Source organism: Roseivirga sp. AWQ4_251 (assembly GCF_056158225.1).
Map to the genome: position 1 here is coordinate 1,635,307 of NZ_JBSWSW010000001.1, position 15,967 is coordinate 1,651,273.

Consider the following 15,967-nt stretch of genomic DNA (forward strand, 5'->3'; position numbering starts at 1 on the left):
TGGCCAAAAAATTTAAGGAGAGAAATTAGAAATGTCAGGACTATCGTCAAGAACAGCATCAAGAATTGAAAAAAGTGAACTGATTAGCCGCGACCTAAGCTGGCTAAAGTTTAACGATCGCGTTTTAGATCAGGCTAGACATTTAGATAGAACCATTTTGGAACGCCTTAAATTTCTGGCAATTACGGCTTCTAATCTCGATGAATTCTTTATGATCAGAGTCGGTAGCTTATACAACTATATCGACTATGGCAAAGAACGTTTCGACTACTCTGGACTTCGCGAAGTTGCCTTCAAAAACCTGCTTTTTGATGATTCTCAGAATTTTGTAAGCATGCAGAATGAGCTTTTCATTCAGAAGCTCGCTCCTCAGTTTTCTGCCGATGGTTTTACCATTGAAAAGGATTTGATCAATCTAAGACAAAGCGAGCGTGAAGAAATTAAGAAATACTTTAAGCGCATTATCTATCCCATGCTCACACCCATGGTTTTCGATAGTCTGCATACTTTTCCAATTCTGATGAATAAAAACCTGATTTTCGCTGTAGTTACGCGATTTCCAGGTGACACCAAACGAGCCAATCGCAAATACAGTTTTGTTCAAATTCCTCAAAATTTACCTCGCTTTTACGAAATCGATCGTGGCGATCAATTGGTGTTTATTCCGATTGAGGAAATCATCAGAGAGTATATTCAAAAACTGTTCAGGAACATTGAAATCATGTCCTGCGATTTATTTCGGGTTACCCGAAATGGTGATTTCACTCTAGAAGAAAGCGAGGATATTGAAACTGGTTTTATTGAAGAAATAAAGAAAAAGCTCAAAACCAGAAAAACAGGTAGGGTAGTAAGAATAGAAGCTCAACAAGGTGCCAACCGTTCCACTTTTAAAATGCTGAAGGATCGTTGGGAGATAGGAGAAGAGAATATCTTTTATGTGCCAAAAGAATCTCTGATCGATTATACTGGGTTGTGGCAAATCATCAACCACGAAGAGCTGAACCATCTGCTTCCTATTTCTAAAGCCCCAGTTAAACCGCTTTCTTATCCTGAAGACACTGAAGACATGAGCATCTTCGATATTCTGAAAGAAAGAGATGTTTTACTGCATCATCCTTATAACAGTATTGAGCCGCTGTTGGAATTGATCGAAAAATCGGCAGAAGACCCAAAAGTTTTGGCTATCAAACTGACGATTTACAGATTGGCCAAAAACAGTAGAATTACTGCTGCATTGTTAAAAGCTGCTGAAAATGGAAAGCATGTTTCCGTTCTTTTTGAAGTAAAGGCGAGATTCGATGAAGAAAATAACCTTCGCGAAGCTGATAAGCTGAGAAAAGCAGGTTGCTATGTGGTTTATGGCATTAGTAGTGTGAAGACGCACACAAAGTTACTGCTTATCGTGCGTAGAGAAAAAAGTGGTGTAACGCGCTACGTACATATGTCTAGCGGAAACTATAATGAGAGCACTGCACGATTGTATACCGATTTGGGTTTACTGAGCACCAATAAGGTTTATGCAGAAGATATTTCTGAGTTCTTTAATGTAATTACAGGCCATTCACTTCCCAATGAATACCAATACTTGATTACGGCTCCTGGTGACATGCGTCAGCAGTTGATCGATCTGATCAATGAAGAAAAGCAAAATGCTGAAAATGGCTTGAAAAGCGGTATTGTAATCAAAATCAACTCTCTTCAAGACAAAGAGATTATTGAAGAACTTTATAAAGCCTCGCAAGCTGGCGTGAAGATCAAATTGATTGTACGCGGTATCTGTTGCCTAAGGCCAGGAAGAAAAGGTTTAAGCAAGAATATTGAAGTTATATCCATTGTGGGTGAATATTTGGAGCATAGTCGCCTTTATTATTTCCACAATAATGGTGAGCCAAAAGTATACGGAGGTAGTGCGGATGTTATGGTTCGCAGCTTCGATAGAAGAATAGAATCGCTTTTCTTATTTCAAGATGACTTCTGTAAAAAGCAATGTATCAACTTGTTGGATTACGATTTAAAGGATAATGTGAACGCTTACAACATGAACGAAGATGGCTCATATAGCATTCGTGAAACGTTTGGAAATGAGCACTTTGATGTACATAGTAAGTTCTTCAAAGTAACTCGCGAAGAAGTTGAACAGGCTAAGCTTTTCGACTAATTAAAAGGCAGAGCTCTGACCAGCCACATGTTTTTCATAAAGCATGTGCATAATGCCGTCTTTAAGGCCAACATCAGGCACTTTTATTCTTCTGCATTTTGCGGCTTGCATTACATGAACATAAATGTGTGAAGCCGGAACAATTACATCCGCTCGATCTTCATTCAACTGAAGTTTATGGATTTTCTCTTCAAGTGAAAGCCCCGATAAATAAGCTTGTATATCAAGAACTTCTTTAAGGTTCAAAAGCCTATCATTCTTTCTTTTATGGGCCAGTTCATAGATTTTGTTGATGTTTCCGCCAGTGCCAATCGCGGTTAAGCCCGTAAATTTTTTATGCACATTTTTCTGAATCCATTCATCAATTTCGGAAAGTATGCTTGCCGATTCCATTTGTTCTATACTTCGAACCGAACCAATTTTGAAGGATTTAGAAGCTATTTTTTCTCCTTTAGAAATCAAATTCAACTCCGTACTTCCTCCGCCCACATCTATGTGAATAAAATTGTGTTCATCAAGCTTATTTAACACCACGCGGTTGATCAATTCCGCCTCTTGCTCTCCACTAATGATTCTGATTTTTAGATCGTGAAGTTGCTTGACTTTCTCCGCAAGTTTATGGCCGTTTTCTGCTTCGCGCATGGCCGAAGTGGCGCAAGCGTAATATGCGTCTACTTCGTATAAATCGATAAGAATTTTATAAGCATGCATGAGCCGCATGAACTTTTCTTCTTTCTCAGGACCTATTTTCTTGAATTTGAATACGTCTTGCCCCAAACGTAAGGGGAAACGCAGATACTCTATTTTTTTGAAAGTATGTTCTCCCTGATAAGTTAAAACGTGAGTTACCTGAAAGCGAATGGCATTTGAGCCAATGTCAATAGCGGCTAATTTAATACTGCTCATAAATCCCTGATAAATTACAAAGAATAGTGCTTTTAAGTTTTCTAAAGCCCAATAATTCTTTGCAACGAATTTTACAAATCAGGTGTCTGATAAGGTATTGGTAGAATTGTAACTTTAAATTAATGCAACGTTGTTGCGCTGTTATATTCTCCTAGTTATCTTTCATTTTTTATAAAACCAATGAAACATCAATCTATCCTATCATTCTTGTGCTTAGGAATGCTACTGAGCTTAAGTTCTTGCTGGACTTTTGGCGATAATGTAGATTTTCCTGAAGGAAATGTAGAGGGTTACAAACCCATTTATTCTACAACAACGGATCTCACTATTGAATGGCAATCACCCAAAGCCATAACCACTTCTGGAAAAATTTACACCTTGGGCGATTTGATTTTTCTAAACGATCGGTTTTTGGGCATTCATGTAATAGATAATTCTGATCCTACTAGTCCTACAAAATTGGGCTTTTTAAAAGTAGAAGGAGCCATTGATATGGCCATTAGAAATAAGGTGCTTTACATCAATCAGTATTCGGATCTGGTTTCTATAGATATTTCCAACATCGATAACATTCATGTGATTGATAGGGAAGAAGGCCTATTTGCTCAAAATGGTTACAACGCGCTTCCTCCTGAAAGAGGGGTATATTTTGAATGTGTAGATGATACCAAAGGCAAGGTAGTAGGTTGGGATTATACAGTTTTAGAAAGCCCTAAATGTTATTATTGATGAGAAAGCTATTGAGTTTATTTTTAATTCTCGCGTTAGTAGCATGCGCTTCAGACGGAGATGTAAATCCGATTGGTGTTGGTGGTGGAACAAGCCAAGGTGGTTCGCTTGCTTCATTTTTGATTGCAGGAGACAATCTTTATGTTTTAGCGAACGATAAGATTGTGACCTACAATATTTCAGATAAGACGAACATGAAATATACATCGTCCATACAATTGCCAAGCTTATTGGAAACCGTGTATTTGTATGAAAATTATCTCTTTTTAGGAAGCAACAACAGTGTTTATTTCTTGGATTTGAGCAATGGCGATACGCCAAAATATGTTTCTTCTTATGCTCATGTAACCGCATGCGATCCCGTTGTCGCTAGAAATAATATAGCGTATACAACGATTAGAAGCACAAATTGTAGAGGCATTGTTTCAGGGCAAAACTTACTGGAAGCCATTGATATTAGCGATTTAACAAATCCTAAATTGTTGAATTCTGCTGGTGTTGAAGAACCTTACGGTTTGGCCATCAACAATGATTTTCTATTTGTGTGCGAAAGTCGTGGAATTACTTCTTACAACATTTCAAACCCAACTCGACCTGTAATGATGAGCCATAGCCAAATCGGAAACGGGCTTCCTTATGATATCATCTTGAAGTCGGATTATATGATTGTGGTTACTTCTGACGGAATTTATAACGCCACTTACGATATTCAAGGTCAGCTTTCTGTAATTGGAGAGATAACCGAATAAGCATGAGGAATTTTTTTGTCATTCTCATTTTTTGCTTGATCAGCTTTTATCAGGCATCAGCGCAATTTTATAGAATCAAGGGGGAAAAACCGGAGAAGAATGAGCCTATTCATAAAATGGCGATTAAGGTTGTGCCCAGTCAGTTTTTTTCAAGGTTTTCTTCCTTTATGGGAGCTTTTGAACATCAAGTTGATTCGTTAACTACACTTCAACATAGTGTTGGAATCATTTTGAATGATCAAACCTATAATCAAGATAACTTCTTCGAAAACAAAAGAGGTGTAAAACTGGCTTCTCAGATCAGGTTTTATAAAAAGACCTGGGATCCTTATAACCGTTGGTTTTTGGCGGTAGAACCTTACTTAACCGCTGTTAACTATGATAGAACTCGAGTTTTTGAAGTCAGTTGCGGTTTTGCAGGTTGTTCTTATTACCAAGAATCCAAATTTTCTTTGAAAGAAAGCAGAAAAGGAGGAAGGTTAAGGGTCGGCTATATGGGTTATTTGACAACCAAACTTTCTTTAGAAGTGGATGTAGCTATGGCTTACGAAAGATGGACCATAACTCCAACTGGAATGCCTAAAGGAGTAATCACAAGTCAAGATGGATTCAGTTACAGAGATCAAGCCTTTGAATGGAGAACCAATGCTGATTTAGCTTTTCGACTTGCTTATTTCATTAAGTAAATTTTTCCTGGCCCTTTGAAGCATGCGAAATATTGAAGAATCAAGCGTGTATTTAGCTGAAATATCACTTTCTTTGCATACTTATCAAGAAAGATGGAGGGACTAGGCCCGATGAAATCTTAGCAACCTGTAAAAGCTGGTGCTAATTCCTAGCCCCAAAACCGTTTTGGGGGCAGATGAGTTCGAAACTCCTCCCACATTTCCTGATAAGTCTAAACGTTTTGCAATATGGCTGATATTAGGGAGATACTCAAAGAAAGAATTTTGGTTTTGGATGGTGCTATGGGTACCATGATTCAAAGACATACACTTACTGAAGATGATTTTCGTGGAGAGAGATTTAAGGATCATCCGCATCCTTTAAAAGGAAATAACGATCTTCTTTCCATCACACGTCCAGATATTATCAAGGAAATTCACAGGCTTTACTTGGAAGCTGGCGCTGATATTATTGAAACCAATACTTTCAGCGGCACTACGATTGCTCAAGCTGATTATCATCTGGAAGATGCTGTTTATGATATCAATTATGAATCGGCAAAAATTGCGCGTGAAGTTGCGGATGAAATCACGGCTAAAGAACCTCATAAACCTCGATTTGTAGCGGGTTCTATTGGGCCAACCAACAGAACGGCTTCTTTATCGCCCGATGTGAATGATCCTGGTTTCAGAGCGGTTACTTTCGATGATCTTGTGCAAGCCTATAAGGAGCAAGTGATTGCCTTAACGGATGGTGGTGCCGATGTTCTGTTGGTTGAAACTGTTTTTGATACACTCAATGCCAAAGCCGCTCTTTTTGCTATTGAAGAAGTTGCAGAAGAAAAGGGCAAAGAATGGCCTATCATGGTGTCGGGAACCATAACCGATGCGAGTGGAAGAACACTTTCAGGCCAAACCACTCAAGCCTTTTTGATTTCTGTTTCGCATATGCCTTTGCTTTCTATAGGTTTAAATTGTGCTTTAGGAGCTTCTCAACTCAGACCATATTTAGAAACTTTGTCCGATAAGGCTGATTTCTACACCAGTGCCCACCCAAATGCAGGTTTGCCTAATGAATTTGGTGAGTATGATCAAAGCCCAGAAGAAATGGCTGTTCAAATCGAAGATTTTCTTTCTAACAACTTTTTGAACATTGTGGGAGGTTGTTGCGGAACTTCTCCAGACCACATCAGGGCTATTGCTGAAGTGGCCGCTAAACATACTCCGCGTAAATTACCACAAACCGAGTTGATAGCAGACGAAGATTAATTCAAAGCTGATTTTTGATTAAAGCTTTGAAGCCAAAATTTGAAACAATTAATGAGTATAAAGAATAAAACAACCCTTCAACTTTCAGGTCTTGAACCGCTGATCGTAACCCCTGAATCCAATTTTGTGAATGTGGGAGAAAGAACCAATGTTACTGGTTCTAAACGTTTTGCACGGTTGATCAAGGAAGAAAAATACGATGAAGCCTTGGAAGTTGCTCGTGATCAGGTTGAAGGAGGTGCGCAGATTCTAGATGTCAATATGGATGAAGGAATGCTCGATGGCAAAGAAGCCATGGTGAAGTTCCTGAATCTTATTGCCGCGGAACCAGACATTGCCAGAATTCCCATCATGATTGACTTTTCAAAATGGGAAATTATTGAAGCAGGTTTGAAGTGCGTTCAGGGTAAAAGCGTTGTAAACTCAATTTCTTTAAAAGAAGGAGAGAAGGCATTTATAGACCACGCTAAAAAAGTTAAGCGTTATGGCGCAGCGGTAATCGTTATGGCTTTTGATGAAGCCGGTCAGGCCGATTCATATGAAAGAAGACTCGAGATTTGTGAACGCTCGTATCGTATTCTGATCGATGTGGTGAAATTCCCAAAAAACGATATCATTTTCGATCCCAATATTTTTCCCGTGGCCACGGGAATTGAAGAACATAACAACAATGCTCTGGATTTCTTTAGGGCTACAAAATGGATTAGAGAAAACCTTCCAGGTGCTCATGTCAGCGGAGGTGTGAGTAACGTTTCATTTTCCTTCAGAGGAAATAACCCGGTAAGAGAAGCTATGCATTCTGCTTTTCTTTTTCATGCCATACAAAATGGGATGGATATGGGAATTGTAAACCCAACTATGCTGGAGGTTTATGACGACATTCCTAAGGATTTATTGGAAAGAGTAGAGGATGTGCTTTTGAACAGAAGATCAGACGCTACTGAACGTTTACTCGATTTTGCCGAAACCGTAAAAGGCGATGGAAAGAAAATTGTAAAAGATGATGCTTGGCGTCAAGAATCTGTTGAGAAACGCTTAGAACACGCCCTAGTTAAAGGTATTGTTGAATTTATTGATGAAGATACAGAAGAAGCAAGGCAGAAATATATTCGTCCATTAAAGGTTATTGAAGGCCCTTTAATGGACGGTATGAACGTAGTTGGAGATTTGTTTGGCTCTGGCAAAATGTTCTTACCACAAGTAGTGAAAAGTGCAAGGGTAATGAAAAAGGCGGTTGCTTACTTGCTGCCTTATTTAGAGGAAGAGAAAAGAAGAGCAAAAAATAGCCCCAACCCGGCCTTCCCCAAAGGGGAAGGTGATACGCCTGCCTTTCAAACTGCCGACCCAGTAACGTATGCAAAGCTTAAAGAATTTGTAAAGGAACTCAGAACTAATGAGACTGAAGCCGAAAGGATTCTATGGGCAAATTTAAGAAATAAGCAACTCGGAGGTTATAAGTTCAGAAGACAACATATTGTTGGTCAATATATTGCCGATTTTATTTGCTTAGAACATAAGTTAATCATTGAAATTGACGGGTCGATTCATCAACTACCTGAAGTAAAAGAAAATGACTCTTTTAGGGAAGAATGGCTGACGTCTCAAGGATATCTGCTAATGAGGCTTTCAAACAGAGACATTGTTTCTGATTTAGAGCAGTCTTTGGTGAAAATTAGAACTAAGCTAGATAAAGTTGCTTCAGAAACATCTCCCACTTTGGGGGAGACCGAGAGGGGGCTCGATCAAACCCGAAAGGTACTTCTGGCTACTGTAAAAGGTGATGTTCACGATATTGGAAAGAACATCGTGGGAGTGGTTTTGGCTTGTAATAACTTCGAAATCATTGATATGGGAGTTATGGTGCCAGCTGAAAAAATACTGGAAAAAGCCATTGAAGAAAGGGTAGATGTAATCGGCCTAAGTGGACTTATTACTCCATCACTCGATGAAATGGTGCATGTAGCCAAAGAAATGGAAAGAAGAGGCATGAAAACTCCATTGATGATTGGTGGCGCTACAACTTCTCGAATTCATACTGCCGTAAAAGTCGATCCAGTGTATTCTGGCTCTGTAGTTCATGTTTTGGATGCTTCCAAAAGTGTTCCTGTGGCTGGTGAGCTTATTAGCCTAGAACGCAAATCAGAATACCATGCATCAGTTAAAACTGAATACGCAAAGCTGCGCGAAGACCATGCGAATCGCAAGCAGATCAAGAATTACATCTCTTATCAAAATGCCTTGCAGAATAAGCTCAAAGTTGACTGGGCAAATAAAGAATTTGTAAGGCCAACTCTCATCGGAAATCAAGTTTTCAAAGATTTCGATCTAAATGAAATCCGAAAATACATCGATTGGACACCTTTCTTCCAGACATGGATGCTGAAAGGGAAATATCCTAAAATCTTCGAAAACGAAGTAATCGGAACGGAGGCCAAAAAGCTTTTTGATGATGCACAGCAGATGCTCGATGAGGTAATAGCCAATGATTTGCTTTATGCGAATGCGGTTGTTGGTTTATATCCTGCGAACAGTGTAGGAGATGATATTGAGGTTTATACCGATGACAACCGTACTGAAATCAAAACGGTTTTCCACAGTTTAAGGCAACAAGGGAAAAAGGGCTCCGGGTTACCAAATCTTTCTTTGGCAGACTTTGTAGCTCCTAAAGAATCGGGCAAGGCGGACTATATTGGTGGTTTTGCTGTAACTGCGGGTATTGGTATCGAACCTTTGATCGAAAAGTATGAGAAGGATCATGACGACTATAATTCGATCATGATTAAAGCTGTAGCCGATAGGCTAGCCGAAGCTTTTGCCGAAGCTATGCATGCTAAGGTAAGAAGGGAACTTTGGGGGTACGCTAAAGATGAAAACCTCGATAATGAAGCTTTGATTAAAGAGGATTATCAGGGAATTCGTCCTGCACCTGGTTATCCTGCTTGTCCTGATCATACCGAAAAGAAACTTCTTTTTGATTTGCTGGAAGCCGAAAAGCATACAGGTATCAGCTTAACAGAATCCTATGCCATGTACCCAGCTTCTTCTGTTTCTGGTTTCTATTTTATGCATGAAGAAGCTAAATATTTTGGCTTGGGTAAAATAGAAAAAGATCAGGTAGAAGACTATGCCAAACGAAAGGGCATGTCAGTTGAAGAAGCAGAAAAATGGTTGGCTCCAAACCTTTCTTACGGAGTTTAACCCATAATTTTTAAATAATTACTGATTGCGAAACAATGAAAGTAAGCCAACATATAAAGCGCGCTAAGGGTAAAACCTTGTTTAGTTTTGAAATTCTTCCACCAAGAAAAGGAGAAAACGTAAATGGCATTTTTGAAGCCATTGATCCGTTGATGGAGTTCAATCCTCCTTTTATCGATGTTACCTATCATAGGGAAGAATACATTTATAAAAAGCGTGAAAATGGCCTTTTAGAAAAAGTAACCACCAGAAAGCGCCCTGGTACGGTTGGGATTTGTGCGGCTATAATGAACAAATATGGTGTCGATGCGGTGCCTCATATTATTTGCGGTGGCTTTAGCAAGGAAGAAACCGAAAACGCACTGATCGATCTGGACTTTTTAGGAATAGATAATGTATTGGTGCTAAGAGGCGATGCAATTAAGTCTGAAGGTAGATTTGTTCCAGATCCGAACGGGCACGCTTATGCTACTGACTTGATGCAACAGGTGTTGGATTTGAACAAGGGTAAATACCAACACGAAGAAGTTGAAATGGCCAAAACTAACTTTTCTATTGGAGTAGCGGGCTATCCTGAAAAGCACTTTGAAGCTCCTAACATGAAAAGCGACATGAAATATCTGAAGCAAAAGATTGACATGGGCGCAGAATACGTAGTGACTTAAATGTTTTTTGACAATCAAAAGTATTTCGAGTTTGTGGAAAGTTGTAGAGAAAACGGAATCAATGTGCCGATTATTCCAGGCCTTAAACCTATAACTACATTGAACCATGTCAATATTCTTCCGAGCGTATTTCATGTGGATTTACCTGAAGATTTGGTAGATGAACTTGACAAATGCACAACCAATCAGCAAGTAAAAGAAGTTGGTATTGAATGGTGTATTCAGCAATCAAAAGAATTGATGGCCGCCAATGTGCCTTGTTTGCACTATTATACCATGAGCCGCTCTCAAGTCATAAGAAGAATTGCTGAAAACCTTTTCTAATCTTGAATCAAGCTTAACAGAAGCCCTTCAAATATCACATGGCTGATTTTTGAAGGGCTTTTTATTTGGCCTGAAATGCCTTATCGAAGTCGTTTTTGTATGTAGCCCCGATTGGGATTTGGTGATTTTTGACCTGAATAGTCTTGTTCCGAACTGCGTCAATCTGCTTTATTGAAACGATGAACGATCTATGAACCCGGATAAAATCTGTTGGTAGAATTTCTAATATGGACTTCAATGTCATTCTAGCTACAATAGGTTTTCCTTCTTTTAAATGAATTTTGAGATAGTCTGCCAGCCCTTCAATCATTAAAATATTTTCAGCAGAAACCTTGATAACGCTGTAATCTGCTTTAATGTAGATGTCCTTTTCAGCTTTTGATTGCTTTCGTTTTAAGTATTCTAGATAATCCTTGGCTTTAGACATGGCCAAACTGAACCTTTCAAAATCATAAGGCTTTAACAAATAGTCGATTGCGCTTAAGTTAAAGCCTTCAATAGCATATTCGCTATGGGCAGTAGTGAAAATTACAGGAGTTTCAGCTTTCAAATGCTTGTAAAACTCAATGCCGGAAATTGCAGGCATATGAATGTCGAGAAGCAGTAAATCAACAGAATGCATTTCCAGATAAGTTCTGGCTTCGGAGGTTTTGGTAAACTTTCGGACCAATTGTAAACCTTCAATAGGTTCGCAGAAGGCTTCTATGATTTCCAAAGCCAAAGGCTCGTCATCTATGGCAATGGCTCTTATCATTTCAAATTGATTTTTAGAGTAACAGTGAAGTTCATTTCGGTTTCTGAAATTGAAAGAGAATGCGCTTCAGGATACATTAATTCAAGCCTTGACTTAGCATTGGAAATTCCCTTTCCGCTCTTTTCGTGATCTTCTAAATTCACATTTACTTTGTTGTTTTTCACAAAAAGCAGAAGTTCATTATCTATGGTTTTGATCTGAATTTGTATTGAAGAATTTTCATCCGGATTTACCCCATGCTTGAAGGCATTTTCGATAAAAGGAATGAGAAGCAAAGGTGCGATTTTAAGCCCAGTTGGTGTTTCTTCAACTTGAAAATGCAGTTCAACTTTGTTGTCAAGTCTCATTTGCTGAAGCGAGACATAATCCTTCACGTAACTAATTTCTTTCTCCAAAAGCACAAATTGACTGGTAGTTTCTGTAACCACATAGCGCATTAATCCCGAAAGTTTCATTAAGCTAGAAGCCGCCAAGGTAGATTTTTCCCGTATGGCGAAGGCGTAAATACTATTCAGAGTATTGAATAGAAAATGGGGATTGATCTGGTTTTTGAGTGAATTCAATTCCGAAACATATTTCTCTTTTTCGGCCTTTAAAAGCTGTTCTTGTACCTTCAGTAATATTGAAAAAAGAACCACACTGACGAACAACAGCAACACATGGCTTACCATGGTTAAATAGTTTGTAATGGTAGGTTCTCGCTCAAATCTTCGTGGCCGGAAAAACGCAGGAGGGCGAATATCTTCTCTCCATGGCACATATCCTGAAAGAAATGAAGGCAGCAATAGAATTACTGCCAAAGAAACAACGACACAGAAAGCATAGGGGAGATACTTTTTTGTGAGATAGAATTTGGGGATCAGATAATAGAAGTTGAGGTAGAAAAAGCCAATCATAAACAGATTAGCAATGAAATCCCTAATTGCTGGCCCTGTCAGTAAAAAGTTTTGTTGATTGGGTGGATGGGGGGAAATAAAAACGGGCAAACTCAGGAAGCATAAGCAACCTACGATATGCCAAATGACATTATTTCCCTTCGCTTTCAAATTCATTCTCACCAAATTACGAACGGAAACTTTGCTTTCCCGATTCTAGAATCAAAATTATGCCTTCTTGTGAAAGCGCCTCAAATTCAACAGATTCCACTTTAGAGATAGATAAACCATCGTGAGGCTGTAGCAGACATTCCTGAACTTCAAAAGCTCCATCTATGACATACACAAATACGTCTGATTTATGTTTTTTGGGAATGTATTTTCCATGCTTTCTTCCTGTAAATTTCCCGATTTGAAGTTGAGCGAAATATTGGGTTTCAATGAGCGAAATCAATTTATTTCGCTCAAAATTTAAGTTAGGCTCTTGCTTTCTGGTTGGCACAGGGAAATCATGCCTCACACCAATCTGAAGAAAACTGATTAATTCATGCTGGTATGGGTTCAAAATAGAGTAGTTGTCCCCACTTTGAATGAATTCTATGAACACTTCTCCTACGGCAATTTCTTGTCTCTTAGCATTCTTAAACTTTAAATTGCCCACTAAAGGAATAATTACCAAAAGCATGTCGAATGGAGCAACTTCATGTAATTCAGTATTGGCTTTTAGGGTAGTCTCATTCAGCAAATTGAGATTTGTTGGAGGCAGTTTAAAAGTTTCTGGCTGTAAGGTGAATTGTTGTCTAAACTCTGTGTTTTCAATCCGTTTGCGCTGAGACGACAAGTGGATTTTTGTGGCTAATTCCATCATACAACGATTGAATGAGTTAGTGAAAATCCTTCTTCAATACTTCCCGAAATGTTAGACATTTCAGTAGAAACACCATCGGAAAATACGTTGTCTCTGCTGTTGTAGGTGTATCCGCTCATTCCCTTGGTGTAGCCATAATTTGACGCTGCGTTAACTTGATTCACCGCACTAGCGCTGCCTTCAGGAAAAGCAATTTGTGTGACCAATAAAGACTGTCCACTTTTGCTGTAAACGTGCACATGAATGTGTGTGGCGCGTCCCATATACCAACCTGGGAAAATACTTTGGAAGGCTACCTTGCCATTGGCATTAGTGGTTTGGCGGCCACGCAAGAAGTGAACTGTCGTGAAATCCTGCTGCTGCATTCCCGTGCCGCCATATTCAGAATAATATCCATCTTTGTCGCAATGCCAAATGTCAACTATTGCATCTTCCAGAGGTAAACAACCACTGCTTTGATCTAAAATGGTAATCTCAATGGCCAAAGGAATACCAGTTCGATCAGCCGTAATATCAATACGCTCTAATGATGATGGATTCTTAGTAGGGAAGGGGCCAGCCGTTTCAGAAGCTGTTGAAGTACAAGAAGCTGCAGTGTCTTCGCTGGTTCCGTCAGTAGAAGCAGGTGAATCATCACTTGAAGAACAACTCATGAGCAATGGTAAAACCATGCTGCCCATTCCTAATCGCTTTAAAAACTCTTTTCTTTCCATTTTTTCGCTGTTTTTGAGCCTATATACTCTACAGACAACTTTACACCCCCAGCGAATCAAGATATGCGATAAACGAGACGATTTTCGCGATGAATGAATATCAATGCGAAATCATGAGCACTTTTAACTTCTTTTAGGAAGGGTGAAAGGTTTCTTTATGTACCATAATTCGTTCATGGAAAAACATGGCGCGTAAACATTCTTTCAATAAAAGATAAAAATACAAAGGATCAGTAAAGCAGGTTGAAGTGTTAGAGATTAAAGCTTCTGACTGTTCAAATACGCCTTTAGAGCTTCACGGTAGCTGCTGCCAACAGGGATTTCGGTGTTGTTGATCAGAACACTTCGTCCGTTATACTGACTTATTTTGGTCAGTGGTACGATAAAGGATTTGTGAATTCTTATAAATTGATAAGGTTCCAAAATCTCTTCAATCGACTTTAATGTTTTCAGGGCCAGCACATATTGGTTGCCCGTTACAATTTTGGCGTAATCTTTTAGCCCCTCGATATAATCAATATCCTTGACTAAAATTTTGATGTACTCATCTCCTTCTTTAATGAAGAAAGAAGGTTCTTGCTGAGTTTGGACACCGTTTTGGGCTGTAGTTTCAAACCTATATATGGCTTTTGTAAAGCGCTCAAAAGAGATGGGTTTCAACAGATAATCCATTACTTCCAAATCAAAACTTTCCACTGCGTATTCGCTGTACGATGTTGTCATAATAAACAGTGCTCTGCCTTTAAGAAGCTTTACAAGCTCTATTCCCGAGATTTCTGGCATCGCAATGTCTGTAAAAACAAGGTCTATTTCTGTGGATTGCTTTAAGTAATTGAAAGCCTCTACGGAAGAAGTAAAAGTTTTAACGATTTCAAAATTTGAAAACCTTCCCAAATGATGTTGGATCACATCAATGGCTATCGGTTCATCATCAATTATTATGGTTTTAAACAACTTTTCGGGGTTTAGTTTAATGTGATTTTGAGCTGTGCGGAATAGATATTATTTGCTTTTGAAATCGATAAATTCGAAGTTTTTGGGTGGGATAACTTCAGCCGTTGTTTGAGATTCTCCAACCCTTTTCCTTCTCGGGTTGATTGAAAGTGCTGTTTAGTCAAAATTCTATTTTCTACAACAAACAGCAATTCATTCCCTTTCATGGTTAAGGCTATTTTCACAAAAGCATCACCAGAATTGGTGTAAAAACCATGTTTGAAAGCATTTTCTACCAAGGTAATCAATAGAAACGGAGCAATTAATTTCCTCTGATCTACTTGATTTGAAATGTTCAATTCGATTGACGTTTGCTTTCCAAACCTCATTTTCTCCACATCGATGTACTTTTGAATAAAGTCTAACTCTTTGGAAAGCGTGACTTTATTTAGGTGCGATTCATCTGTCAAATAACGCATCATGCTTGAAAGCTTCAGAATATATTCCGATGTCTCGGGATGATTTTTCAGCGATAAACCATAAAGCGAATTAAATGCATTGTACAAGAAATGGGGGTGAAGCTGGTTTTGCAGCAATTGTGCTTTCGCTTGTTTTAGCTCCTTTTCAAGGTTTCTGTAATTGAGGAAAAACTCCAATTGATTGAAGAAATATATTAGTGCATAGAAAAGAAGTGCCTGCCCCAAAAAACTTGAAAAATATTCGAAGGACTGATTGAAGATAACCTCATTGTGAATTCTGAAATCCTTTAAAGCTGCTAGCAAGGCAAGCGGAATTGCAAGTAAAATTACGAGCCCAATCTTCTTCCAAATACCCTCAAACCTAAGGAAGTTGTAGTAAACCGCATAAGCCGATATGGCAAATACGAAGTTCTCCATAGCCTCACTTGTCCAAAAGAAAAGCCAGTCGTTTGGGATGGAAACCTGTGCTCTTTGGATCAATTGAAACAAAACAAATGAGATTTGGATCAGGTTGAAGCTGGTTTTTATCGTTTGTAAAGTTCTTTCAGATAATTGCAATGGATTGATTTTGAGCAAAGATATGAAAATGGTATTTGGCCAAATCGATAGAAAATGGTGGTTTGTCGATTTCTAACTTGGGTTGATCTATCTCATTTTTTTCGAAGCTCAATTAGGAATACGT

Annotated in this window: 13 protein-coding genes, 1 pseudogene and 1 riboswitch; of the genes and pseudogenes, 7 read left to right on the forward strand and 7 right to left on the reverse strand. The window is 38.8% G+C overall.

Annotation, left to right across the window (positions count from 1 at the left end; translation table 11 throughout):
• Positions 1 to 31 precede the first annotated feature (31 nt).
• A complete protein-coding gene (ppk1, locus tag ACXACJ_RS07275; RefSeq protein ID WP_475133685.1) occupies positions 32 to 2,158 on the forward strand; it encodes a polyphosphate kinase 1 in 2,127 nt (708 codons plus the stop codon).
• Here ppk1 and ACXACJ_RS07280 read toward each other — a convergent pair whose 3' ends face one another.
• Complete coding sequence (locus ACXACJ_RS07280; RefSeq protein WP_475133686.1) at positions 2,159 to 3,064, reverse strand: Ppx/GppA phosphatase family protein; 906 nt, start codon at positions 3,062 to 3,064, stop codon at positions 2,159 to 2,161.
• Between the two features lie 180 nt (positions 3,065 to 3,244).
• On the opposite strand from ACXACJ_RS07280, the gene ACXACJ_RS07285 reads away from it, so the two are divergent.
• The 6 genes and pseudogenes from ACXACJ_RS07285 (at position 3,245) to metF (ending at position 10,663) form a co-directional block, all read left to right on the forward strand.
• On the forward strand, positions 3,245 to 3,793 hold the full coding sequence (locus ACXACJ_RS07285; protein WP_475133687.1) for an LVIVD repeat-containing protein: 549 nt from the start codon (positions 3,245 to 3,247) through the stop codon (positions 3,791 to 3,793).
• Complete coding sequence (locus ACXACJ_RS07290; protein WP_475133688.1) at positions 3,793 to 4,542, forward strand: LVIVD repeat-containing protein; 750 nt, start codon at positions 3,793 to 3,795, stop codon at positions 4,540 to 4,542. Before ACXACJ_RS07285 ends, ACXACJ_RS07290 begins: the two co-directional genes overlap by 1 nt.
• A 2-nt stretch (positions 4,543 to 4,544) precedes the next feature.
• The gene (locus ACXACJ_RS07295; protein ID WP_475133689.1) at positions 4,545 to 5,228 is read left to right on the forward strand and encodes a hypothetical protein; all 684 of its coding nucleotides are present in this window, start codon (positions 4,545 to 4,547) and stop codon (positions 5,226 to 5,228) included.
• A 78-nt stretch (positions 5,229 to 5,306) separates the two neighbouring features.
• A riboswitch (SAM riboswitch) is annotated at positions 5,307 to 5,411 on the forward strand.
• 45 nt (positions 5,412 to 5,456) lie between these two features.
• Positions 5,457 to 6,476, forward strand: coding sequence for a homocysteine S-methyltransferase family protein (locus tag ACXACJ_RS07300; protein WP_475133690.1), 1,020 nt, complete (start codon positions 5,457 to 5,459; stop codon positions 6,474 to 6,476).
• A 51-nt stretch (positions 6,477 to 6,527) separates the two neighbouring features.
• Positions 6,528 to 9,674, forward strand: coding sequence for a vitamin B12 dependent-methionine synthase activation domain-containing protein (locus tag ACXACJ_RS07305; RefSeq protein ID WP_475133691.1), 3,147 nt, complete (start codon positions 6,528 to 6,530; stop codon positions 9,672 to 9,674).
• A gap of 35 nt (positions 9,675 to 9,709) precedes the next feature.
• Positions 9,710 to 10,663 (forward strand): annotated as a pseudogene (metF, locus tag ACXACJ_RS07310) (methylenetetrahydrofolate reductase [NAD(P)H]).
• A 61-nt stretch (positions 10,664 to 10,724) separates the two neighbouring features.
• On the opposite strand, the gene ACXACJ_RS07315 reads toward metF, so the two are convergent.
• The 6 genes from ACXACJ_RS07315 to ACXACJ_RS07340 all read right to left on the reverse strand — a co-directional run bounded on the left by ACXACJ_RS07315 (position 10,725) and on the right by ACXACJ_RS07340 (position 15,843).
• A complete protein-coding gene (locus ACXACJ_RS07315; protein ID WP_475133692.1) occupies positions 10,725 to 11,417 on the reverse strand; it encodes a LytR/AlgR family response regulator transcription factor in 693 nt (230 codons plus the stop codon).
• Complete coding sequence (locus ACXACJ_RS07320) at positions 11,414 to 12,469, reverse strand: sensor histidine kinase (RefSeq protein WP_475133693.1); 1,056 nt, start codon at positions 12,467 to 12,469, stop codon at positions 11,414 to 11,416. Before ACXACJ_RS07320 ends, ACXACJ_RS07315 begins: the two co-directional genes overlap by 4 nt.
• Before the next feature lie 10 nt (positions 12,470 to 12,479).
• Complete coding sequence (locus tag ACXACJ_RS07325) at positions 12,480 to 13,160, reverse strand: pirin family protein (RefSeq protein WP_475133694.1); 681 nt, start codon at positions 13,158 to 13,160, stop codon at positions 12,480 to 12,482.
• Positions 13,157 to 13,873, reverse strand: a complete 717-nt coding sequence (locus ACXACJ_RS07330; RefSeq protein WP_475133695.1) for a dioxygenase family protein — start codon at positions 13,871 to 13,873, stop codon at positions 13,157 to 13,159. Before ACXACJ_RS07330 ends, ACXACJ_RS07325 begins: the two co-directional genes overlap by 4 nt.
• Positions 13,874 to 14,131: 258 nt before the next feature.
• On the reverse strand, positions 14,132 to 14,827 hold the full coding sequence (locus ACXACJ_RS07335) for a LytR/AlgR family response regulator transcription factor (RefSeq protein WP_475133696.1): 696 nt from the start codon (positions 14,825 to 14,827) through the stop codon (positions 14,132 to 14,134).
• 11 nt (positions 14,828 to 14,838) lie between these two features.
• Positions 14,839 to 15,843, reverse strand: a complete 1,005-nt coding sequence (locus ACXACJ_RS07340; protein WP_475133697.1) for a sensor histidine kinase — start codon at positions 15,841 to 15,843, stop codon at positions 14,839 to 14,841.
• Between the last annotated feature and the right edge of the window lie 124 nt (positions 15,844 to 15,967).